This is a genomic window from Streptomyces sp. SAS_272, assembly GCF_052543235.1.
This window is the reverse complement of sequence record NZ_JBMNDR010000050.1, coordinates 16873-38506: the sequence shown is the minus strand read 5'-3', so window position 1 is coordinate 38506 and position 21634 is coordinate 16873. Positions and strand designations below refer to the sequence as shown.

General features: G+C 72.0%; 21 protein-coding genes. 13 read left to right on the top strand and 8 right to left on the bottom strand.

The genetic code is table 11. The annotated features are described in order from the left end of the window. Positions 1-49 precede the first annotated feature (49 nt). On the bottom strand, positions 50-220 hold the full coding sequence (locus ACN6LD_RS25895; protein WP_057577173.1) for a hypothetical protein: 171 nt from the start codon (positions 218-220) through the stop codon (positions 50-52). A 232-nt stretch (positions 221-452) separates the two neighbouring features. On the opposite strand from ACN6LD_RS25895, the gene ACN6LD_RS25890 reads away from it, so the two are divergent. From ACN6LD_RS25890 to tpg, 5 genes are all read left to right on the top strand, one after another. After that, positions 453-872: a hypothetical protein gene (locus ACN6LD_RS25890; protein WP_319190480.1), complete on the top strand. Its 420-nt coding sequence runs from the start codon at positions 453-455 to the stop codon at positions 870-872. Positions 873-1162: 290 nt separating this feature from the next. Further along, complete coding sequence (locus ACN6LD_RS25885; protein WP_319190481.1) at positions 1163-1429, top strand: hypothetical protein; 267 nt, start codon at positions 1163-1165, stop codon at positions 1427-1429. Continuing rightward, complete coding sequence (locus tag ACN6LD_RS25880) at positions 1387-2379, top strand: ATP-grasp domain-containing protein (RefSeq protein WP_445044415.1); 993 nt, start codon at positions 1387-1389, stop codon at positions 2377-2379. The genes ACN6LD_RS25885 and ACN6LD_RS25880 overlap by 43 nt, the downstream gene beginning before the upstream one ends. A gap of 297 nt (positions 2380-2676) precedes the next feature. After that, a complete protein-coding gene (gene tap, locus ACN6LD_RS25875) occupies positions 2677-4806 on the top strand; it encodes a telomere-associated protein Tap (RefSeq protein ID WP_445044414.1) in 2130 nt (709 codons plus the stop codon). A 3-nt stretch (positions 4807-4809) separates the two neighbouring features. Continuing rightward, positions 4810-5367: a telomere-protecting terminal protein Tpg gene (tpg, locus tag ACN6LD_RS25870; RefSeq protein WP_319190486.1), complete on the top strand. Its 558-nt coding sequence runs from the start codon at positions 4810-4812 to the stop codon at positions 5365-5367. A 243-nt stretch (positions 5368-5610) separates the two neighbouring features. Here tpg and ACN6LD_RS25865 read toward each other — a convergent pair whose 3' ends face one another. From ACN6LD_RS25865 to ACN6LD_RS25855, 3 genes are all read right to left on the bottom strand, one after another. Next, a complete protein-coding gene (locus ACN6LD_RS25865) occupies positions 5611-6354 on the bottom strand; it encodes a hypothetical protein (protein ID WP_445044413.1) in 744 nt (247 codons plus the stop codon). Positions 6355-6454: 100 nt separating this feature from the next. Next, positions 6455-7348, bottom strand: a complete 894-nt coding sequence (locus ACN6LD_RS25860; RefSeq protein ID WP_319190490.1) for a hypothetical protein — start codon at positions 7346-7348, stop codon at positions 6455-6457. Continuing rightward, positions 7341-7961, bottom strand: coding sequence for an RNA polymerase sigma factor (locus ACN6LD_RS25855; protein ID WP_319190492.1), 621 nt, complete (start codon positions 7959-7961; stop codon positions 7341-7343). Before ACN6LD_RS25855 ends, ACN6LD_RS25860 begins: the two co-directional genes overlap by 8 nt. Before the next feature lie 574 nt (positions 7962-8535). Between ACN6LD_RS25855 and gdhA the strand changes: the two genes are divergently transcribed. Beyond that, entirely contained in the window at positions 8536-9882 is a 1347-nt protein-coding gene (gene gdhA / locus ACN6LD_RS25850; protein ID WP_445044412.1) for an NADP-specific glutamate dehydrogenase, read from the top strand. A 137-nt stretch (positions 9883-10019) separates the two neighbouring features. On the opposite strand, the gene ACN6LD_RS25845 is transcribed toward gdhA, so the two are convergent. After that, a complete protein-coding gene (locus ACN6LD_RS25845; RefSeq protein ID WP_319190496.1) occupies positions 10020-10700 on the bottom strand; it encodes a ScbR family autoregulator-binding transcription factor in 681 nt (226 codons plus the stop codon). A 124-nt stretch (positions 10701-10824) separates the two neighbouring features. On the opposite strand from ACN6LD_RS25845, the gene ACN6LD_RS25840 reads away from it, so the two are divergent. Beyond that, positions 10825-11811: a ScbA/BarX family gamma-butyrolactone biosynthesis protein gene (locus ACN6LD_RS25840; RefSeq protein ID WP_319190497.1), complete on the top strand. Its 987-nt coding sequence runs from the start codon at positions 10825-10827 to the stop codon at positions 11809-11811. Next, the gene (locus tag ACN6LD_RS25835) at positions 11805-12920 is read left to right on the top strand and encodes an oxidoreductase (RefSeq protein WP_445044411.1); all 1116 of its coding nucleotides are present in this window, start codon (positions 11805-11807) and stop codon (positions 12918-12920) included. The genes ACN6LD_RS25840 and ACN6LD_RS25835 overlap by 7 nt, the downstream gene beginning before the upstream one ends. A gap of 86 nt (positions 12921-13006) precedes the next feature. Here ACN6LD_RS25835 and ACN6LD_RS25830 read toward each other — a convergent pair whose 3' ends face one another. After that, complete coding sequence (locus ACN6LD_RS25830) at positions 13007-13210, bottom strand: hypothetical protein (protein ID WP_445044410.1); 204 nt, start codon at positions 13208-13210, stop codon at positions 13007-13009. Positions 13211-13323: 113 nt separating this feature from the next. On the opposite strand from ACN6LD_RS25830, the gene ACN6LD_RS25825 reads away from it, so the two are divergent. The 4 genes from ACN6LD_RS25825 (at position 13324) to ACN6LD_RS25810 (ending at position 18023) form a co-directional block, all read left to right on the top strand. Further along, positions 13324-14310 carry a LuxR C-terminal-related transcriptional regulator gene (locus ACN6LD_RS25825; protein ID WP_445044409.1) on the top strand — a complete coding sequence of 329 codons (987 nt, stop codon included), beginning with the start codon at positions 13324-13326 and terminating at the stop codon, positions 14308-14310. Between the two features lie 310 nt (positions 14311-14620). Beyond that, positions 14621-15646: an enolase C-terminal domain-like protein gene (locus ACN6LD_RS25820; RefSeq protein ID WP_445044408.1), complete on the top strand. Its 1026-nt coding sequence runs from the start codon at positions 14621-14623 to the stop codon at positions 15644-15646. Positions 15647-16025: 379 nt separating this feature from the next. Further along, positions 16026-17207: a LeuA family protein gene (locus ACN6LD_RS25815; RefSeq protein ID WP_319190506.1), complete on the top strand. Its 1182-nt coding sequence runs from the start codon at positions 16026-16028 to the stop codon at positions 17205-17207. Positions 17208-17297: 90 nt separating this feature from the next. Beyond that, a complete protein-coding gene (locus ACN6LD_RS25810; RefSeq protein WP_445044407.1) occupies positions 17298-18023 on the top strand; it encodes a LuxR C-terminal-related transcriptional regulator in 726 nt (241 codons plus the stop codon). Between the two features lie 69 nt (positions 18024-18092). On the opposite strand, the gene ACN6LD_RS25805 is transcribed toward ACN6LD_RS25810, so the two are convergent. After that, positions 18093-19100, bottom strand: coding sequence for a TauD/TfdA family dioxygenase (locus ACN6LD_RS25805; protein ID WP_319190511.1), 1008 nt, complete (start codon positions 19098-19100; stop codon positions 18093-18095). Positions 19101-19211: 111 nt separating this feature from the next. After that, positions 19212-20093, bottom strand: a complete 882-nt coding sequence (locus ACN6LD_RS25800; protein ID WP_319190512.1) for an ArsR/SmtB family transcription factor — start codon at positions 20091-20093, stop codon at positions 19212-19214. Between the two features lie 64 nt (positions 20094-20157). On the opposite strand from ACN6LD_RS25800, the gene ACN6LD_RS25795 reads away from it, so the two are divergent. Beyond that, on the top strand, positions 20158-21633 hold the full coding sequence (locus ACN6LD_RS25795) for an MFS transporter (RefSeq protein WP_319190514.1): 1476 nt from the start codon (positions 20158-20160) through the stop codon (positions 21631-21633). Position 21634: the final 1 nt, after the last annotated feature.

Here is a 21634-nt window from a genome sequence, read left to right as displayed (position 1 = left end):
TGTGGGCCCCGAGATTGTTCCCGGGGCCCACAGAGCGGCTGTTGACGGGTTACCAGCGATACCAGCGGCCCTTGCGGCCGCCGGTGTCCGCGCTGCGCATGACGAAGCCGAGCAGCCAGACCGCCAGCACGATGACGGCGATCCACCAGAGTGCCTTCAGGGCGAATCCCGCACCGAAGAGGACCAGGGCCAGCAGAAGAACGAGAAGCAGGGGAACCATAGTTATCAACCTCCGTTGGTCCTCGTGCCCGGTGAATCGAAGAACACGCGGTGGATTCACCTGGTTTCTTCACCGTTCTTGCGGGTACCGGTCCGTGTTTCATCCACCGGTGGGCGCCTGCGACGGCAGGCGCCCACTGCAGTGTTCGGCGGCCTGTCGCCGCGGAGGCGGAGACCGGAGCACCGGAAAATGAACCTGCGCCTCCATCACGGCGCCTGGCATCCTGAGGCTCGTGCCCGCCCGTAACCGCAGACTGCCGCGCGGCCTGTCGTGGCCGCTCACCGCATCGGACATCCGCGCCGCTCTCGGCGAACAGGTGGCCGACGTCGCCGACTTGGGCTTCGGCGACCGCCCCCACAGCGACGGAACCGTTCTGCACGTCGAGTGGACCCCACCGATCTCCTCCAACTACGGCAGCGGCATCCACCCCTCGTTGTGGAACAGCGTTCGCATCCGCGTCGCGCCGCTTCCGTCCACCGAACGGGCCGCGGTCCGCCGTGTTCTGCAGGAGCAGGCCCTGCCCGAACTCGCCGCATGGATCAGCGCGGCGCAGTGCGCACCGGAGGGCTGGACCCTGACGCGACGTAGCCGATCCTGGCGAACAGCCGGGAGTACCGCAGTCCACAGGGACGACCGGCAGCCCTACCGTTGACGAACCCCCGAGCGGTCAACCTTCGACGAGACGGTACGACTTCGACCGGACCGTGACCACAAGGCAAGGCAAGGCAAGGCAGGGCGAGGTGAGGTGAAGGCAGGGCGAGGTGAGGTGAGGTGAGGAAGGCGCGGGCGGTGAGGGAGACCTCCCTCACCGCGTACGACGAGAGCGATCGACGGCCCGGCCAGGTTGAGTCGTCAAGTTGTTCGATGTGCGGCGACACATGAACGGTGCTGTGCTGGTAGAAAGCCCACGCCTGACCAGACCCTCCATGGAGGTGACTCACCATGGCATCGTTCAAGCTCGGTGAACCAGTGGCCGAGGACGCGCAGACCCGGTCGGCGATCCCCCCGGACCTGGCTCCTCCGGTCATCCTCAGGGCGCAACCCGACTCGTTCGTTCGCCTGAACACACCCGAAGAGCTGCGGGACTGGGAAGAGGCCGTCCGCGCCACCACCGGGATGCGCATCGACGCCACCCGTATGGGAGGCTCGGCGTCGGAGTCGTGCTCGTGCGGCTGCTCCGACGACTGCTGCGTGGACTGCCCCGTCTGATGATCCTCACGGTGTCCGTCGAGGACGACTTCCACACCCACGTCATCCGGGACGCAGCCGTCCGCCGCGGCTTCCGCGATTTCCACGTCCTCGAGTGCGACCGCATCAGCGGACGTCCCGGCCTGACGTGGAGGTCGCACGGGGAGGCATCCAGCACCGTCCTGACCTCCGAGGGGCGCACCATCCCCCTCGACGCGGTGTCGGTGCTGTGGTGGCGACGGATGCGGGCGAACCAGCAGGCGTCCGCCCGCGCGTCGACCGACCACCAGCAGCGCTTGGTCGACAACGACAGCCGGGGCGCCCTCGGAGGCATCCTCGCGGCGTCCTTCCTTGGCCAGTGGATCTCCACTCCCGAAGCGACCGACCGCGCCGCGGACAAGCTGTACCAGCTGTCCGTGGCGCGGGAGGCGGGTTTCCGGGTGCCGCGCACGCTCGTCTCCCAATCCCGCGACGAGGTGGTGGAGTTCGCCCGCACCGTGGATCGTGTGATCGTCAAACCCGTGGTGGGCGCGACCGGCCCGCTGATGTTCACCCAGTACATCGACGATCCGCAGGGCATTCCCGAGGAGTCCTTCAGCGTCTGCCCGGCCGTCTACCAGGAGTACATCCCCGGCCGCAGGCATGTCCGGCTCAACTGCTTCGGCGAGCAGATGTACGCGGCCCTCATCGAAAGCGACCGCCTCGACTGGCGCCCCGACCTCAACGTGCCCATCTCCAGGTGGGAGGTGCCGCCCGACGTGGGCAGCCGGGTGGTGGAGGTACTGAGGCGTCTCGGGCTGCGTATGGGCGCCATCGATCTCAAGCTCACCCCGGGCGGCGAGCCCGTGTGGCTGGAGGTCAACCCGCAGGGACAGTTCCTCTTCCTGCAACCGCTGCTCGGGGAACCGCTAGACGACCACTTCCTCGACTTCCTGCTCTCCTGCGCGAAGTCCGGCGGACCCGACCGGTGATCCGCCCGCTCCGCTTTCTGCACGCCGGGAGTCACCCCACGCAGTCACGGGGCATCACGTCATCGATGTGATGCGCCGTGACTGCGTGGGGTGTTCCGGGACGCGAGTGGCGCACGGCGGGCCCTGCGCGATCGGGCTTCGACGACACCGCCCCGCGTCTGTCGAGGTTCGATGGCGCCGGACACCGGAGCGGATCGCCGGACGACGGCCTGTCTCACCGGAATTGGCTCCGAACGGGTTAAAGGAGTGGGTTAAACGATGGGATAAATTTGATAGTGTCCGCGTCGGAGGTGGCCGATGGCGTCCGAAGAAGAGCTGTTCGCGAATATCGACGCGCTGCTCGAGGAAGAGCCGCAGCTCCCGCCCCCGGCGGAGCGGGCCAGGCTGCGCGAGGCCGCAGGCATCACCCAGGCCCGTCTCGCGACCGCGCTCAAGACCTCGACGCAGACGGTCAAGAACTACGAGAACGGCCGGTCCGAGCCGAAGTCACCGCGTCTGGAGGCGTACCAGCGGCTGCTGAGGGGCTGGGCGGTGAGGTATCCGGCCGGCGGCGCTGCCGCCGTCGTGCCCGCGCCGACTCCCGCGCCGCAGCCGGTCGCCCAGACGTTCACCGGTCCGGCCGCCCCCGAGGTCCCCGCGGTGTTGGAGACCGCTCCGGTCGGTGCGCCCGCCGCAGCGGACTCGCCGGAGCGGCCGGCCCCCCGCCCGGTGACGCCGAGCCGCCCGGTCGTGCGGAAGCGGAAGTCCGTGAAGCCCGCTGCCGATTCACGGTTCCCGCACGGTCCGCTCGCCGTGCTGGACGGTGACGGTACCGCTTACGGCGCGGACGGCATCGTGCTCGACTGCCCCGCTCGCACGGTCCCGGAGCTGGTCGAGTGGGCACTGCGCGAATCCGGCCTCGGCGCCGCGAAGCTGAACCGCCACGGCAAGGACTCCGATCCGCTGATCGTGCTCACCGCCTCGGCAGCCGTGAAGCTCGGGCTGCCGGAGCGCCTGGAAGGCCACGAGCAGCGCCGTTCGCTGCGCCTGCCCGCGGACCACCCGGTGGTCAAGCAGGTGACGAAGGCGAAGTGGCAGCTCACGCAGCGCGGGTTCGGCCCGTGGGCGCGGATCTACCGCACCGCCCAGGGGCGCGAGCGGCAGTGCGTGCAGTTCGCGATCCTGTCCTGGGACGCCCTCGACGAGCGGTCCTGGCCCGGCGTCGCGGACATGGAGCCGGCCGACATCGCCCGCGTCCTCGGTGTGTACGCGACCCGGGTCATCACCCCGCGCGGGTCGACGGCCGTGTCCGGGCTGGAGTTGATGACGGCGCTGCGCCCGCCGACGAAGGCCGTGCAGGACCCGGCCACCGGGAACTGGGTGTCCGGCCGCAACGCGGGCTCACTGGGCACGGAGCCGATGGACCCGGCGCCGCCGGAGGCCACCCCGGAGCACCCCGTGGTCGTGAACTCCGGGTGGAGCGGCGGGTTCCTCGACGAGGAGGCGTACCAGTGGGTCCGGTCGGTGGACCTGCTCAGCGACGAGGAGTGCACACAGCCCTACGCGGTCGGCCTGGACCTCAACACCGCGTTCCTCGCCGCCGCGGCCCGCCTGGTCGTGGGCCTGTCCGCCCCCGACCACTTCCACACCGTGAAGTTCAACCCGAAGATCCCCGGCTCCTGGCTGGTCGACCTCTCCCATATCGAGCTGGACCCGCGCCTGCCGTCACCGTTCACCCCGGACGGGACCCGGCCGACGGGTCCTGCCTGGTACCAGACGCACACCGTCGCCTACGCCCAGGAGCTCGGCCACGACGTCCACCCGGTCGAGGCCTTCCTGCGCCGCGAGACCGGCGCCTACCTGGATCCGTGGCACGACCGGCTCAAGGCCGCTTATGTGGAGACCCTCGCCGACCTCGGCGTCACCCGGGACCTGGACGACCGGCAGTTCCTGGCCGCGATGGAGCGGCACAAGCAGGTCGACCCGGCGATGGCCGCCGTCCTCGCCGCGATCAAGGCCACCGTGAAGGGCGGCGTGGGCAAGCTGCGCGAGCGTCCGCAGGGCAAGTCCTACCGGGAGGGCGAGCGGTGGCCGGCTCTGGAGCGACCGACCTGGCGCCCCGACATCCGCGCGGCCGTGATCAGCAAGGCGCGGGTCAACATGCACCGCAAGCTCAGCAACATGGCGAAGATGACCGGCCTCTTCCCGCTCGCCGTGCTGTCCGACTGCGTCGTCTACCCTTCGCCGGGTGAGAGCCCCCTGGACTTCCTGCCGTACGCCGCGAGCGGCAAGCCCCAGCCCGGCGGCTTCCGCCTCGGGCCCACACCGGGTCTCGCGAAGCCCGAGGGCGTCCAGTCGATGCTGTGGGCGGTCGATCTGATGGAGAAAGGCCTCAACCCCGCCCGCCACATCAAGGGCGGCGACGCCGTACTGGACGAAGGGGAGTAACCGGTGGGCGAGATCGACGACGCGATCGAGCGAGCCGACCGGGAAAGCTTCACACGGGAGCCCCCCAAGACGCTCAAGGGCCGGATCGGCTACCTGCTGCGGCAGTTGGGCAGCGCGAAGGCCGTCGCGCAGGAGATCGGCGTCACCGCCGACTCCGTCAACCGCTACCGGCGCGGCGCCCGCAAGCACGCCCGCGCCGACGTCGCCGCGAAGATCGACGACGCCGTACGGGCCCGCTGGCAGCCCCAGGTACGCAAGCGCCGGCAGAGGCAGGCCGCGACCTCCGGCGGGATCACGGTGGAGACCCGGGCGCGGTTCGGATACACGGCGCCGGTCGGCACGACCGACGACGGGCGGTTCCGGCGACTCACCGTGCACCTTCCCCCGGAGTACGCACAGCGCCTGTTCGACGCCCGCAACACCGGGGCCGGCGACCGGGAAATGCGCGCCATCATCGCCGACGGGCTGAAGGAGGTGTACTTCCAGGACGGCGGCGGCCGCGCCATGGGGTTGTCGGACGTGGCCATCAACGACATCGACTACCTGGATCTGGACTACTGATCCGGACCGGACTCGTGCTCGGTCGCCGTCGACGTCGTCGGCCGACTCGCGCAGGCGTCACCGGCCCGGTCAGTCCCTGAACTCGGTGCCCTCTCCGGCGCCGTCGCGGGCCGCCGCGGGCCGCCCCCCACGGGGCCGGTCGCCCAGTGGTGGCCAGGCGACGCCGGAGCTGTGCCCGCGAGACGTCCTCCACGTGGCCTCGACCGGTCGGCGCGAGGGAAGGGCTCCCCCCGGCGCATCAGGTCAGGAATCCAGCAGCTCCTGACGGGGCTCTGGCAGTGGTGCGGACCCGCGTCGAGCCGCCCCGCGGCGCCGGCGGAGCGCGGCGCCTTCGAAGCCGAGGACGAGCCCGAGGGCCAGGGCGGGAGCCGCCCAGCCCGCCCGGTCGATCAGGTCGGGCGCGTCTGCCGTGGGGCGGGAGGCGGCCGTCTCGCCGGAGCCGACCCCGGATTCCGGGAGTGCGACGGCCGAGGCCGCGGCCTCCCGCGGTTCTCCGGAGGCCGCGCGCAACACACCGAGGCGGCCGAGCAGCGCCCGCAGCTCCTCCGATCGCTTCGCCTTGTGCCACCCCCCGAGGCCCGAAGAGGCGGTCTCCTGAGGGATGTCCAGCGTGGTGCGGACCCAGATGTCCTGGGTGCCGGACGCGAACGTGTACAGCTCGTCCGTCCGCCACGGCCTCGCGTCGGGGAGCATCCACGACACGGTGACCATGTCGCGGACCTGGGCCATCCAGGTGTCCTCCGCTCCCCGGTCCGGAGCCTCCTCCGGACGCTCGTCGAGCGCGGATCCCGCCGGCGAGAGAAGTCCTTCCATGCGGGCGTAGTCCTCGTCCGTGCCGTACATCGACGCCGTTCGTGCACTGGTCGGCGACACCAGCAGCACACTGGCCGGCCCGCCCGCAGCCGACGGCGCGGCCGTCAGGAGAAGCAGGACCAGCGCGGTCGTCAACGCGCCTGTGGCCGGCGCCAGTTGTCGCAGTCCACGCATCCGACACCCCGATCCGTCTCCGTGCGGGCCGTCCGCACTCACCGTGCCACTTCGGGTACACCGCTCGATCCGCCGGGGTTCCCGCCCCGACGGATCTCGCTCAGCGCGATGACTCGGCGATCTCCCGCGCCCGCGCCTTCGAGGCGACGCCCTCCAGTCGCAGCGTGAACGCGTCGTCGTGGACCCACAGCAAGGTGGGTCCCGCCGTCCGCTCGGAGCGGGTGAGGCGGGAGCCGTCCGCGGAGGTCATCCAGAAGCGCAGGAGGTGGGGCTGCGGGAACCACAGCGCGATGCGTGCCTTCCCGGTCAGCTCGATCCACTCGACCGCCTGCTCACTCGCCACCGTCTTGCCGAACTCGGGCGCCAGCCGGGCCGCGTACTCGTCGAGCCGGACGGTGTGGCCGTCCTCGTCCCAGCAGAGGGTGATGACGAAGCGGCCCTTCGGCGCACGCGTCACGGACACCGCGTCCGGGGTGCCCAGCACACCCGGCACGAGCGGAGCGAACCCCGCCCGCCGGCCGGCCTCGGCGAGGGGGACCGGGTGGGGGCAGCCCGGCGCCCTCGCTCCCGGCGAAGGCGTCGCCGACGGGTCGTAGCGCACGTGGACGCCGCCGAAGTCGAACCAGTCCGCCACCGCGGCCCGCACCGGAGGGGTCAGGACGAGCACGGCGAGCAGCCCGCACAGTGCGGCCGTCAGCCTGCGCCGGCGGGGCCCGGCCCACCGGTGCAGCGCCCGCAGCCGCTCGCCGGCGCTCCGGGGCAGGGCCACCGGGGTCGGTACCCGCTCGGCGACCAGCCGCTGCAGGACCCGCTCGGCCATGGTCTCGCCCTCGTCGCCCTCGTCCGCCTCCGGCCGGTCCAGTGTCCGGCCGAGCGCCCGCAACTCCTCGGGCAACCGGGCGGCACGGCCTGCGCCCTCCGTGATCTCCCCGCCCCGATGCCGCTTCCCCTCCCCATTTCCGTCCGATCCCGGGGGCCTGCCCGGCTCACTCATCCTTCTCACCTCCTCCCTCTTCCCCGAGGGACCTGCTCGGCTCCCACTCCGGCAGCAGGCGGCCCAGTCTGCGCAGCGCGCGGCTCAGGCGGGACTTCACCGTGCCCCGGGGCCAGCCCAGGGCCGCCGCTGTCTCGGGCTCGCCCATCTCCAACAGGTAGCGGTAGGTGACGACCAGCCGGTGATCCTCGCTCAGCTTCTCCAGGGCGCCCAGGAGTGCGACGCGGCGCTCGCTCGCCAGGGCGGCGACGGCAGGGTCGGCCGAGGACGATTTCAGCGGCTCGGCCTCGATGAAAGCCGCCTCGCGGTCGGCCAGGGACCGTTGGCGTCCTGCCGTCCGCACCGTGTTCCTCGTCTCGTTGGCCACGATCGACAGCAGCCACGGCCGGAAGGCGGAGCCGTCCCGGAAGCGGCCCAGCGAGCGGTAGGCCTTGAAGAACGCCTGCTGCACGACATCCTCCGCGTCCGCCCCGGCGCCGAGCGCCCGGGCCGCCCGCAGCGCGATGGCCGTGTGGGCGCGCACCAACTCCGCGTACGCCTCCGGCTTGCCGGCGCGTACGCGTGCGATCACCGCGGCCTCATCGACGGTGCGGCCCCCCTCCCGCGTTCTCACAGCATGGGTACACCGCCCGCGCCGGATCGGTTCCCGCCCGTCGTCATGCCGCGCATCGTCGCTTCGATCGTGCAGGGCGCCGAACGGATCAGCCCGTCCGCGGGCTGGCCGGACGTACGGGTGCGGCGACCGGTCGGCAGACGTCGAACTCGCCGTCGTCGACGACGGGCTGACGTCCGGCTCCTTCATGGCGGGGCCGGGGGAGCGGGCCGGGAACGGATGTGTTCCCTGCCTCATTCCCGGGGATTCGCGGCTTTGTCTGTGCTTAAGGCCGGTGGCGGAGGCTGCTCTCCGGGTCGCTGACGGCGCACAGGCGGCCGGCTACCCGGATCAGGGACGTCGCGTCCGCGGGCGGAGACGAGCCGCTGCGGTGGCGCCGTCCCGAGGGGGGCGGTGTGCCGGTCCGTCAGGACGGGCCGCTGCAGGATGCGGTGCCCGATCGGAGCCGTCTTCCGATTTCGGTGGCCTTCTTCGCTGACACAGCGACTCCTGGCGTCCGTATTCGTTGTCAGAACAGCGGCCAGGCACGCTGGACAAGGTGAGTGCCTGGCGGAACACAGGAGAGCAGGCGCGCATGAACCCCAGTGCTCACATCGAGGCCGTCTACGCACAGGTCTGCCGGCGCAACGCCGGTGAGAGCGAGTTTCACCAGGCGGTGGGAGAGGTGCTGCACACGCTGGCGCCGGCGTTGCAGGCGCATCCGGAGTACGTCGACGCACTGATCGCCGAGCGGCTGTGCGAGCCCGAGCGGCAGCTGATCTTCCGGGTGCCGTGGGTGGACGACGCGGGGCGGGTCCAGGTGAACCGCGGCTTCCGGGTGGAGTTCAGCAGCGCGCTCGGCCCCTACAAGGGCGGTCTGCGCTTCCACCCGAGCGTCAATCTCGGCATCGTGAAGTTCCTGGGCTTCGAGCAGATCTTCAAGAACGCGCTGACCGGACTGGCGATCGGCGGCGGCAAGGGCGGCTCGGACTTCGACCCCAAGGGCCGCAGCGACCACGAGGTCATGCGCTTCTGCCAGGCGTTCATGACCGAGCTGTACCGGCACCTGGGCGAGCACACCGACGTCCCCGCCGGCGACATCGGGGTGGGCGGGCGCGAGATCGGCTACCTCTTCGGCCAGTACAAGAGGATCACCAACCGCTTCGAGGCGGGCGTCCTGACCGGCAAGGGGGTCTCCTGGGGCGGTTCACAGGCCCGGACCGAGGCCACCGGCTACGGCGCGGTGTACTTCGCGCAGGAGATGCTGGCCACGCGCGGACACGGTCTCGAAGGCCGCAAGGCCGTGGTCTCCGGCTCGGGGAACGTGGCGCTCTACGCGATCGAGAAGGTGCACGCCCTGGGCGGGTCCGTAGTGGCCTGTTCGGATTCGTCCGGATATCTGGTCGACGCGGACGGCATCGACCTGGAGCTGCTGAAAACGGTCAAGGAGGTACGGCGGGCCCGTCTGTCGGCCTATGCGGAGGTCAAGCCCCGAGCGCGGTTCTCCGACCGCGGCTCGGTCTTCGACGTGCCCTGTGACATCGCGCTGCCGTGCGCCACGCAGAACGAGCTGGGCGGACAGGAAGCCGGCGCACTGGTGAAGAACGGCGTCCTGGCCGTCGCCGAAGGCGCCAACATGCCGTGCACCCCGGAGGCGATCGAGATCTTCCGCGAGGCGGGCGTCCTCTTCGGTCCCGGCAAGGCCGCCAACGCGGGCGGCGTGGCGACCTCCGCTCTGGAGATGCAGCAGAACGCCTCCCGGGACGTGTGGACCTTCGAACAGACCGAGACCCGGCTCGCGGCTGTCATGCGGAGCGTCCACGCCCAGTGCCGGACCACCGCCGAGACCTACGGAGGCACCCCCGACGACTACGTCCTGGGCGCCAACATCGCGGGCTTCCTGAGGGTCGCGGAGGCGATGACGGCTCAGGGCGTCGTCTAGCGCCCGGGTCGCGGCACGCGGGCACACCGTTCATGGACGGTGTGCCGCACAGGTGCCGTCGTGGTGGCGGCCGGCGCCCGCCGCAGTGGTGCAGCCCCTGCCCGTGACCTCCCGGAAGAGCGCAGGGGCCGCGCCTCCTATGCCCGCAGGGCCGCGAAGAGCAGGTCCCGGGAGTCGGACCAGCGCTGTACGAGATCAGCGCGACGGGTGAGCCGCGCGGAGATGTGCTGGGTGCCGAAGAACGCGGAGACCAGCGTGTGGGCCGCAGCGTCGGGCGAGACCCCTTCGCGCAGTTCCCCGGCCTCCGCCGCCTCCACCAGCAGCTCCGTCAGCAGGCTGATCCAGCCGATGTAGGGCTGCGGCAACAGGCCGTCCGGCAGGGGCTGTTCCATCTGCAGTCGCGCCCCGCCCTGCACGACCACGTCGTCCTGGAAGGCCTGAGCGGTCCGGTCGAGCAGGTCGCCCACGGTGTCCAGCGGGCCGAGCCCCTTGGCCTGGGCGGCTTCCAGCAGTGCGGGCCAGCGGTGGTAGTGCGCCTCGACGACCGCGATGGTGAGCGCTTCCTTGGTGGGGTAGTGGAAGTACACCGCGCCCTTGGTCATCCCCACGTGATCGGCTACGTCCTTGACGGACGTCTTGCCGTACCCGCGCTCGTCGAAGAGCTGCGCGGCGGCGTCGAGGATCTGCTTGCGGGTGTGCGCGGCCCGCTCCTGCTGCAGTTCAGGGCTGCGGCCGTGCAGGGCGATGCTGCCCGGGCTGCGCTCGGGTACCGGGAAAGTGGCCCGGTGCTTCTTCAGTTCCACGATGTCTCCGCTCACGGTCGCGTCCAACCCCCGTTGCAATATACCTTCCCGCAGGTATATTTTTCACCGAACAGCCGGTGACCGACCACCACACAAGGTCACGGCTGTGCGGTACAGCCGCTTCCGGAGGGGGAAATTCATGTATGACACCGACATAGCGCCCGGCGACACGACCGCCAGGCACTGTGCCGATGTACATGTTCCGCGTGCTCTGGTCCACAAGAGCGCGGACCGTGAGGTCCTGTTATCGACCGTGCGTCCACTGGGCGAGGACCGCTTCGCGGTCCGACCGCGTTGGCCGCACGACCATCTGCTGCACCACCGCGCCGCCGACGGGACCCGGGACTCCCTGGTCGTCGTCGAGACCATGCGGCAGGCGGGGATCTACCTCTCGCACCGCTTCCACGACGTCCCGGCGGACCACGCGTTCGTCCTGCACGGCTTCGACTTCCACCTCGACGCGCCCCTGCGCGACAGCGGCGACGGAGCCGACGTCGTGTTCGACGTCGTCCTGCGTCGCGTGCCCGGCAGCCCGCGCCGCTTCCGCCTGACGGCCGAGGCGGACCTCTTCGTCGGCGGCCGTCCGGCGGGCCGTGTCGGCATGCGCTGGGACGCGCTTCCGCCCGCGCAGTACGCCCTGGTGCGCAGCCGCAGCGCCGCCGCAGCGGCCCCCTTCGACGTCACCGACCTCACGGTCGAGGCCCGGGCCCTGCCGCCGGCCGCCGTCGGCCGTGACCGCGACGACGCCGTGCTGCTCGCGAGCCTGGGCGACGCGTCGGCCGGATGGCAGCTCAGGGAAGACACCGGGCACCCCGCCCTCTTCGACCACGGCAGCGACCACGTCCCGGGGATGGTGATCGTCGAAGGGTTCCGGCAGGCCGTCCTCGCCCGCGCCGCCGAGGAGGCCGCGGGCGCCCGGGCCGTCGGCTCGCTGCAGACCTCGTTCCTCGCGTTCGGCGAGCTCGGACAGCCCGTCACCGTCACCGCGGAGCCCGAGAGCGCCGGCGCCTACCTGCTCGCGGCCCGCCAGGGCACGCGCACCCTGGCCACCGCACTCGCCACCGTCGGCGCAGCCGCCGCCCCGTTCGACGGCCTCCTCGCCGGGGCCGGTGCCGTCGCGTGCTGAGTGACCTGGGCAAGACACTGGACGTCGCCCGCGAGGACCGCTTCCTCCTCGACGAGACGTGCCGGCTCACCGACCGGCTCGCCGACTCCCTTGCCGACAACGGATTCGCCCGGCACTTCGTGCCCGAGCGCTGGAACGGCGCCGCCGGCACCTTCACCGCGCTCCTGGACGCGGTCTCCGAGCTGGCCGAAACCTGTGCGTCCACCGCCTGGTGCGCCGCGCTGTACGCGGCCCACGGCAGGCTCGCCGGCTATCTGCCCGAAGCCGGGCAGCGGGAGATCTGGGGCGAGGGTCCCGATGTGCGCGTGGCCGCGTCCGTGGTGCCGCCCCAGGGCAGCGCCGTCCGTGCGGACGGAGGCTGGCGCCTGACGGGCAGATGGGCCACGGCCAGCGGCGTCGACCAGGCCGAGTGGCTGCTGCTCGCCTCCTGGGTGACGCGGGACCGCGAACCGGCCGACGAGACGCGGGAGCACCGGATCTTCGCCGTGCGGCGCCACGAGTTGAAGGTGCTGCGCACCTGGCGCCCCGTGGGGCTGAGGGGCACCGGCAGCAACGCGGTGGAGGGCGACGTCCTGGTCCCGGACCACCTCACCTTCACCCTGGAAGACCTGGGGCGCGTCCGGCCGCACGCCGCCCGCTGCCACAGCGTGCCCTTCTCCCTGGTGGCGTCCCTCATCTTCGCGGCGCCGGTGCTCGGAGCCGCCGAGGGGGCGTTGCGCACCTGGTGGCAGACGCAGATCCGGCGCGTGCGCCCCGACGGCGGCACCGCGGTCCAGCCCCTGGTGCTGGCCAGGGCGTCGGCGCACATCCAGGCGGCGCGACTGCTCCTCGAGCGCGTCGCGCAGCGCGCCGACCACGCGCCCGTGACACCCGTGCTCGTCGCCGAGAACCAGCGTGACGTCACGGTGGCCGTGGAACTCTGCGGCGCGGCCGTCGACGAGCTCTTCCATGCGGCGGGGCTCCGCGCGCTGGAGGAGGACGATGCACTGCAGCGCCACTGGCGCGACATCACCGCGGCACGCACCCACGGCGCCCTCAACGTCGGTTCGGCCGCCTCCGGTTACGCCGACGCCCTGCTCGCCGCGCGCGCGGGGGAGGAGGCCCGATGATCCGCGGCGCCCGTTCTCGACGTGGACGAGGACCTGATCGAGGGCAAGCGTCTGCTCGACGAGGCGGCCCTCGCGACCCGTTCGGATCACGAGAGCGACCGGCCGCCGATGTGCCCGGTGGGTCCCCGGCGGTGGTCGGCGACGATCCGGTCCTCGCCCCGTCGGGCGGCGCCGGGGGCGGTCGCTCCCTCGGCGCCGGAACCGGTCCGCGCTCCGAGCGGAGGGCGTTGCTGCACGTGAACTGACTCGTCGTCACCCCGGTCGGCCGTGGGCCGGCCGGGATCGGGCATGAAAGAGAAACATACCTTCGGGAGGGTTTTTTGTTCGTCAGCGGCAGATACGACGACCCGCCACCGCCGTCCCCGACCCCACCACGTTCCCTGTAGGAAGGCAGCAGACGGACATGAGCGCACCGAGCATCGGGCCGCAGGCCCTGAGACTCTTCCAGTACGCCTCGGCCCGCAGCGACTGGACCGTCCGCAGCGCCTGCGAGCAACTCGACACCACCGTCGACGAGATCGAGCACGCCCGCGGTCAGCTGATCGGCCTGGGCCTTCTCGTCGAGTCGCCCGACGGCGCACCGGCGGCCAGGGCCACCGCTCCCGAGGCCGCGCTGCTGCGACTGCTCACCGCCGAGGAGGAGGCCACCGCCCGCCTGGCCGACCAGATCCGTCGCACCCGCGAGCAGATCGACGCGATGCGCGAGGTGTTCCTGCCGCTGCACGTCGCCCGCAGCGGAACGCTCAGCGACGAAGTGATCACCGGCTCCGACCGGATCGCGCGCGTGCTCGGAGACACCGCCGACATCGCGACCTCGGAGATCCTCAGCATGCATCCCGGGCCCGTGCGGCCGTCGGAGGTGCTCGCCGAGGGACTGCGTCGCGACGTGCAGGTCCTGGAGCGCGGCGTGACCATGCGCAGCATCCATCTGCGGCCGATGACCCGCATCGTCCACTCGATGAACCATCTGCAGGAACTGCGCTCCGCGGGCGCCCAGGTCAGGATCGCCGACATCGTGCCGTTCCGCTTCATCCTGGTGGACCGGGTGCAGGCCCTGGTGCCCGCGCTCCACACCAACGCGGCCAACGCCATGATGGTGCTGCGCGGCGAGGCCGTCACCGCCCTGCTGGTCAAGGTCTTCGAGATGTGCTGGGCCTCCTCGGTGCCCCTGGCCGACATCGGTGCGAGTGAGCAACCAGGGCTCACCTCACAGCAGTTGTGCGTGCTGCGGCTGATGTCCACCGGACGCAAGGACGAATCCATCGCACGTGAGATCGGCGTATCCGTAAGGACGCTGCGTCGCGTCATGGCCGACCTGATGGCACAGCTCGGCGTCGAGAGCCGCTTCCAGGCGGGAGTCAGGGCAGCGCGGACGGGACTTCTCGACTAGGACGCGGGGCCCGCCCGCCGCGCGATCCGAACGACGAGGCCCCCGGCAGGCAACGTGGTGGGGGGCATGCGCGCCCGCCGCGTACATGGAACGCGCGCCACCCGGCCGGCCTCGCCGCTCGCCCCGTGCCGCGGCCCGGAGCCGCTCGTGTGCGTGCCGCACCGCGCCCGCCGCGCGGCTCCGCACCCTGCCCGCACCGCCCTGTCCGCTACCGGCCACGCCGCAGGGTGCCGCGCCTGCGCTCTGGCGGCGCGCCTTCGCCGCTCACACGATGGGGTTCCGGCAGAACGTCCGTGAGTCAGGAGCCCTCGTGTTCGACCCCGCACTCCTCCGGTCCCTCACGGGCACCCCGATGCAGGTCCGTTGTGCCGTCCTGCCCGCCAGGCTGTCCGCCGCGGGTGCGGTGCCGGGCGCGAGCGGGTGGGCCGTACTGCGCGTGACCGTGCGCAACGCGGGCAGCGTCGGACAGGGCGAGGCGGCCCTGCGGCCTTCCCTGGACGCACACGGACCGGACGTCCTGCGCGACCAGTTCACCTCCGCCAGGGGCGGCCTGCAACGGATGATCAGCCCCCTCCAACTGCCCGGGCTGCTCGCGCCGGGACCCCTGCGCAGCGCCCTCGACTCCGCCCTGTGGGACCTGCTCGCCAAGCGCAGCGGACAGCGCGCGTGGGAGCTGCTGGGCATGCCGCCGCCACGACCGGTGCCCGCCGTCCGCACGGTCTCCCCGGTGGCGACCGAGCTGCTGGAGCGGGAGCTGAAGGACGGTGAGGACTTCGCCTCCCTCAGACTCGAGCTCGGCGCGGGCGGTCTCGCCGACGACCTCGCCCGGCTGGCGACCGTACGCCGACTGCGGCCCGACGCCTGGCTGATGGTCGACGCCCGCGGTGCCTGGGACGCCGACCGGCTCCAGGTGATGCTGCCGCTCCTCCACACCCACGGCGTGCGCATGCTCGAACAGCCGCTGCCGCGGGCCCGGTCCGCCGCTCTCGCCGCGCTGCCGCGCCCCTTCCCGATCATCGCCTCACTGACCCACGAGGAGAGCACCGACCTGGGGCGTCTCGGGGAGCGCTATGACGGCATCAACCTCTCGCTCGACGCCGTGGGCGGCCTGACGGCGGCCCTGGCCGTCATGGAACAGGCCGGTCAACGGGGCCTTGCCGTGCTGCTCGACTCGCCCCCGGCGACCTCCCTCTCCTGCGCGCCCGTGCTGCACGCGGCGGCGGGCGCCGACCATGTCACCCTGCCGCGGTGGCTGGACGCCGTCGGAGCCGGCGCCCCGACACTGCAAGGGGAGGGCGGGATGTTGCTCCCGCCCTCCCCTGCGCTGTGGGGGTAGGCCCTTGTCCGCGGGCCGCTCCTCAACCCCAGATCAGATCGTCGTCGTCGCTGAGCCGGCGGATGACGACGGCAGTCGGTTCGGCCGTGGAAAAACGCACAGGGATGACCTTTCATCAGGGAGGTCCGGACGCGTCGCAGCGCCTTCGTCAAAACTTTCGCATTCCACCTCCACCCCGCGGCAAGCGATGGAGCTGACCCAGAAGTGACGTGGCCCGAACCGGCCACGGGTCACCCTTCCGGGGATTCCCCGAAGGCCGCCGACGCATACGGGTCATGGCCCCCAGGGGCCAGCGCAACCGGCCCTGCGTGGCGCCGATTCCGCCTAGCCTCACCGGTGTTGAGCTGCATGAGCAGCATCGGGCGAGAAAGAGGACACGATGTCGGTGAAAAAGGAATCACGCCGGGTCTCCATTTTCGACACCACCCTTCGGGACGGCGAACAGGCGCCCGGAAACGCGATGACTCCACGTCAGAAACTCGAAATGGCGCTGCGCATAGAGGCGCTCGGCGCCGATTACATCGAATCGGGGTTTCCGGCCTCCTCGCCCAGCGAGTTCCAGGCCACCCGGCTCATTTCCCGGAACCTGACCTCCGCGCGTTTCACCACGTTCTGCCGGGCCGTACGGTCCGACGTGGACACGGCCGTCGAGGCGGGCGGCACCGAACGCCACCAGGTACAGGTCATGGCCACCGGGAGCGATCTGCACCTCGCCCACAAACGGGGCATCAGCCGTGACCAGGCCGTCCGCGAGGTCGCCGACACCGTCGCCCACGCCTACGCCCTCGGCGTCGAGGAGGTTTCCGTCGGCATCGAGGACGCCAGCCGCGGCGAACTCGACCTGCTGCGCGCCATCACCCTGGGCGCCGTCGAGGCGGGGGCCGTGTGCTTCGCCGTCGCCGACACCTCCGGATGCCACCTCCCCCAGGAGTACGGGGCGTTGATCACCGAGTTCCGCTCCTGGCTCCCGGACGGCGTCCGCGTCGCCACCCACTGCCACGACGACTTCGGGCTCTCCCTCGCCAACGCGGTCGCCGGCCTGGCTGCCGGCGCCGACGAGGTGCAGGTCACGCTCGGCGGCGTCGGCGAACGCGCGGGCAACACCCCGCTCGAGGAGGTGGCCGCGTTGCTGACCTACAAGGGCGCTCTGCTCGGTCTGCACACCGACATCGACGTGGCCGCCATGTACGAGGCCTACACCGCGCTGCGTGCGGCGATCGGACTGGAGGAACCCCGGAACAAGGCGATCTTCGGGACGTACGCCTTCGGCACGGCGGCCGGCATCCACCAGCAGGGCATGCTGCGCAACCCGGCGACGTACGAATACGTGGAGCCCGCACGCTTCGGCCGTGAGCGCTCCCTGCTGATCGGACGGCACTCGGGCCGGGCCGTGCTGCGGCACATCCTCGACGAGCTGGAGATCGCCGTGAGCGAGGAGGACCTGGCGGGGCTCTACCGGACGCACATCGCGGAGCGCACCGGCGGCGACTGCGAGGACATCTCCGTCGTCAAGGCCCGCCTGGCCCGCGAACTGAAGACACGGCTGCCCGCTGCCGCCTGAACGACGACGCCCGGACCGGGGCCGGTCCCACGCCGGCCCCGGTCCGGGCGTCCGCGGCCCACGCAGTGAGAAAGGAGACCGCGCGTGGAGATGACCGTGCGAAGCACCGAGAACGGCCGGGTCCTGCTGTACGAGCCGGAGGCCTCCGAGGTCAGCGTCCTGCTCGCCGACGCCGATCCGGTGTCCCGGCACGTCCTGGCGGGCGCCCTGGACGGAGCCGACGGGGTCACGGTGCTGGGCACCGCCGACAGCGGCAGGCCGCTGCATCTTTGGCCCCTGGACGGCGTCGACGTCGTCGTGCTCGCCGACGCCTTCCGGCCCCGGCCGGCCTCGCTCGTCCCCGGCCTGGTGCACAAGGGGGTGCGCGTGCTGCTCCTCGACACGCGGTGGACGGCGCGGACCGTCGGCGACGCGCTGGCGGCGGGCTGTGCGGGAGTACTGGTCAAGGACCCGGAGATCGGCCGGCTCGGGGCCGCCGTACGGGCGGCGGCCGCCGGATACGTCGTGGTGTCGCCGGAGCTGCTGGGCCTGTGCCCGCCGTCGGGTCGCGCGACCACGGCCCCGCCCGCACGCCCGCGCGGTGACCGCTCGGTCGGCGTGCGGCTGCGCTCCCTGACCGAACGCGAGCGTGAGGTGCTCACGGTGCTCACGGAGGGCCTGTCCACCCGCGAGGCGGCCAGGCGGCTCGACGTCACCCCGGCGACCGTCAAGAGCCATGTGTCCCACGCGCTGGCCAAACTGTCCGTCCGCAACCGCCTGGAGGCGGTCCTGCTGATGCGCCAGGCGCTCGACGAGGACCGCCCTCCCTGGTCGTGACGGCGCACGCCGGGGACCGCCCTTTCCGGTCGTGGCGACGCTCGCCGGGGACCGGCGCGCCCGGTGACGTCAGTCGCCCACGCGCCCGCGCACCCCGTCCAGCCAGCGGTCAGCGTGCCGCTCGGCAGCAGCCTCGTCCCGGAAGGCGTACGTCTTCAGCAGCCAGCGCTGCCGTGCCAGGGCCGCATCGTTGATCTCCATCTTGTCCCGGCTGTGCAGACCGTCCTGGTTGGCGAAGACGAACAGGTCGCCGGTCCGGATGCGGTGCCGGGTCTTGTCCGCCCGCACGAGCGCGTCCTTCAGCGCCAGCAGGGCGTCCTTCGCGGACTCGGGAGCACCGGGCGCGGCCGTCGTGCACGTGTCCAGGTAGCGGAAGCTGTGGTGGTTCTCCAGGATGGGGTGGACCTCGGAGACCGTCAGCTCGTTGTTGTTGTCCCGTGAGAACACGTCGAACGGCGTGACGAACTGCGCCGTCCTGAGCTGCCGTTGCTCCTCGTCCGTGAGATGCGCGAGCAGGTCACGCCCGTCGACGAACCCGGTGTAGATGTACTCGCCCTCGGGGCAGTGCATGCCCAGCAGCGAGATGAAGTCGGCCCGCACGGGATGGGCCGTGCGGTCGTTGTGGTAGACGAGCTCGCTGTCGCTGAACCCCGTCTGCATCCCGCTGTAGCGGTTGATGGCGACGACGTCCGTGAAGAAGTCACCGTTGAAACGGGTCGCGTAGGACAGGAGCGGCGTCTTCACCAGCTGGGCGAAGAGCTCCAGGAACGCCTCGCCGACGAACGTCTTCTTGCGCGCGTGCTTGTCCGCGACCGGGTCGTCCAGGTCCAGCAGCGGGATGTCCTCGTCCAGTGGGCAGTTGCGCAGCACGTGGGCGTCGGAGACGCCCGTCGAGCGGTCGGCGTGGACGCGCGCACAGACGCCGGCGAAGAAGGCGGGCACCTCGCCGCGCGCGATCACGTCGCCGACGGCGCGGGAGAAGGCCTCGTAGTCCTCGTAGGGGTTCTTGGCCACGGAGCGCAGTACCGCGGTCAGTTGCTCGCGCTCGGGCCCGGACAGTTCGTAGAGGGGTTCCATGCCCTGAGCCTCGCCGCCGTCCCGCCGTCGCGCATCGGCCGTCGGAGGAGGCTCCCTCCACCGGGTCCGCCTCTGTCGCGTCGCGCCTCCACCGAAGTGGAGGCGGCCCGCTCACGCGAACACGAGTCCCAGGGTCCGCTCCAGGCCGGCCGCGCCCTCGTCCGTCAGGTGCACCACGCGCGGCGCGGCGCCCCACCGCACCCAGCCGAGCGCGAACAGACGCGCCTTGAGCGCCGCGCCGAGCCCGCCCGCGAGGTGGTGCTGGTGCTCGCTCCAGTCGACGCAGTAGCGGATCGCCGGGCGGCGCGGCGGCAACCGGCGCGTGTCGACGCCCAGTTCGGCGAGGACCGACGCTCCCTCGCCGGAGAGTTCGTAGACGATGTCGCGGCCGTACGACGACGGCCTGTCCCGCACCGCCTCGGCGGGCCGGTGGATGCCGTCGTGGCCGGTGAGCACCCCGTGGTCGAGCAACGACTGCATCAGGGCGACGCCGAGCCGCCCGGCCAGATGGTCGTAGCAGGTCCGGGAGCGGTGCAGGGCGTTGGTGCGGCTGCTCTGCTTGAGGGAGGTGATGGCCAGTGGCGGGGCGATCAGGGCGAGCGCCTCGAGCGCGGCGCTCACGTCCGGCCCGAACAGACGGTAGTAGCGGTGCCGGCCCCGCGCCTCGACCGTGACGAATTCCGCCTCGACGAGCTTGGCGAGGTGCGCGCTGGCCGTGGCGGCGCCGACCCCCGCCTCGCCGGCCAGGGCGCTCGCCGGCAGGGCGCGGCCGTCGGCGAGGCACTTCAGGATGCGGGCGCGCGACGGATCGGCGATGAGGGCCGCGGCGCGGGCGATGTCGGTCTGATGCTTGAGCGGCGCACCGGGCTGTTCGCCGGATGCGCGGCCGGGGTGCCGTGACGCGCTCGTGGTGCGGGCGGACGCGCTCGTGGTGCGGGCGGACGCGCTCGTGGTGCGGGCGGACGCGCTCGTGGTGCGGCTGCTGTTCGGCATGACCCCACCGTACGACAACGACACTTCGCTCGCTGACGAAGTGTCCGGCGTCGATGCTCGTGACATGACCACCACTGACCTCACTCCCGAAGACGGCCGGACCGCCGCGCCGCCCCGTGTGGCCGTCCCGTCGCCCGCCCCGGCCCGCCGGCCCGCGCTCACCCTGCCCCCGCTGATCGCCCTCAGCCTCGGCTACTTCCTGGTGATGCTAGACGTCACCGTCGTCAACGTCGCCGTCCCCGAGATCCGCACCGCCCTCGACACCGGGGCCTCCGCCCTCCAGTGGATCGTCGACGGCTACAGCACCGTCTTCGCCGGGCTGCTGCTCCTGGGCGGCGGACTCGCCGACCGGCTCGGCCACCGGCGCATGTTCCTCACAGGGCTCGGCGTCTTCACCGGGGCCTCCCTGGTCTGCGGCCTCGCCGGCACCCCCGGCGCCCTGATCGCCGGACGGCTCGCCCAGGGCGCGGGCGCAGCGCTGCTCGTGCCCGCCTCGCTCGCGCTGCTCCAGGCCACCTACCCCGACCGCGCGGTGCGGGCCCGGGCGATCGCCGTGTGGGGCGCCGTCGCCTCGATCGCCTTCGGCGCCGGACCGGCCGTGGGCGGCCTCCTCGTCTCCGGGCTCGAGTGGCGCTCCGTGTTCTGGCTGAACCTGCCGGTCGCCGCACTCGCCGTCGTTCTGACGGTCCGCCACATCCCGGCCACCGCCCGCAAGAAGCCCGCCCGCCGCATGGACCCGGCCGGTCAGGTGCTGGGCATCGTCGGCCTCGTCTCCCTGGCAGGCGGCCTCAACGAGGCCGGTTCACACGGCTGGACCTCCCCGCTGGTCCTGACGGCGTTCGGTGCGGGCGCGGCCTGCCTGACCGCCTTCGCGCTGGTCGAGCGCAGCCTGGAAGCACGCGAACGGGCCGGACACGGCCGGCGTGCGCCACTGCTGCCGCCGTCCCTGTTCCGCTCGGGCGCGTTCACCTCGACCGCCGCGATCGGTCTGCTGATCAGCCTCGGCTACTACGGCATGCTCTTCCTGACCACCCTCTACTTCCAGCAGGAACGCGGCTTCACCGTCCTGGACACCGGTCTCGCCCTGCTGCCGTCGGTGTGCATGGGGCTGGTCGCGGCCCCGCTCTTCAGCCGCCTGGCCGCCCGCACCGGCCCGTACGTCCCGATGGCCGGCGGGCTCGCGCTCGGCGCCGTGGGCTTCCTCGGCTGGCTGACCGCCCGGCCCGACACCCCGTACCCCGTCCTGCTGTTCGCCCTGATCGCCACCGGTCTCGGGCAGACCATGACCGCCCTCGCCGCCACCGCCGCCATCATCGAGACGGCGCCCGCCTCCGGCGCCGGCATCGCCTCCGCCGTCTTCAACGTCGCCCGGCAGGTCGGCAGCGCCGTCGGGGTGGCCCTGTTCGGCACCCTCGCCGCCGCGGCCGGCGACTTCACCTCAGGACTGCGGTTGTCGGCGGGCATCGCGGCGGCCGCCTTCGCCGTCGGCGCCGTGCTGGCGGTGGGCGTCCGGCGTCGCGCTGCCGGACGCACCACGTGAC

What these genes read in the sequence shown, in the direction of transcription:
- ACN6LD_RS25895 (WP_057577173.1), bottom strand. Translation starts at nt 220, where the DNA reads ATGGTTCCCCTGCTTCTCGTTCTTCTGCTGGCCCTGGTCCTCTTCGGT.
- ACN6LD_RS25885 (WP_319190481.1), top strand. Translation starts at nt 1,163, where the DNA reads ATGGCATCGTTCAAGCTCGGTGAACCAGTGGCCGAGGACGCGCAGACC.
- tap (WP_445044414.1), top strand. Translation starts at nt 2,677, where the DNA reads ATGGCGTCCGAAGAAGAGCTGTTCGCGAATATCGACGCGCTGCTCGAG.
- ACN6LD_RS25865 (WP_445044413.1), bottom strand. Translation starts at nt 6,354, where the DNA reads ATGCGTGGACTGCGACAACTGGCGCCGGCCACAGGCGCGTTGACGACC.
- ACN6LD_RS25860 (WP_319190490.1), bottom strand. Translation starts at nt 7,348, where the DNA reads ATGAGTGAGCCGGGCAGGCCCCCGGGATCGGACGGAAATGGGGAGGGG.
- gdhA (WP_445044412.1), top strand. Translation starts at nt 8,536, where the DNA reads ATGAACCCCAGTGCTCACATCGAGGCCGTCTACGCACAGGTCTGCCGG.
- ACN6LD_RS25840 (WP_319190497.1), top strand. Translation starts at nt 10,825, where the DNA reads ATGTATGACACCGACATAGCGCCCGGCGACACGACCGCCAGGCACTGT.
- ACN6LD_RS25830 (WP_445044410.1), bottom strand. Translation starts at nt 13,210, where the DNA reads ATGCCCGATCCCGGCCGGCCCACGGCCGACCGGGGTGACGACGAGTCA.
- ACN6LD_RS25825 (WP_445044409.1), top strand. Translation starts at nt 13,324, where the DNA reads ATGAGCGCACCGAGCATCGGGCCGCAGGCCCTGAGACTCTTCCAGTAC.
- ACN6LD_RS25815 (WP_319190506.1), top strand. Translation starts at nt 16,026, where the DNA reads ATGTCGGTGAAAAAGGAATCACGCCGGGTCTCCATTTTCGACACCACC.
- ACN6LD_RS25810 (WP_445044407.1), top strand. Translation starts at nt 17,298, where the DNA reads ATGACCGTGCGAAGCACCGAGAACGGCCGGGTCCTGCTGTACGAGCCG.
- ACN6LD_RS25805 (WP_319190511.1), bottom strand. Translation starts at nt 19,100, where the DNA reads ATGGAACCCCTCTACGAACTGTCCGGGCCCGAGCGCGAGCAACTGACC.
- ACN6LD_RS25800 (WP_319190512.1), bottom strand. Translation starts at nt 20,093, where the DNA reads ATGCCGAACAGCAGCCGCACCACGAGCGCGTCCGCCCGCACCACGAGC.
- ACN6LD_RS25795 (WP_319190514.1), top strand. Translation starts at nt 20,158, where the DNA reads ATGACCACCACTGACCTCACTCCCGAAGACGGCCGGACCGCCGCGCCG.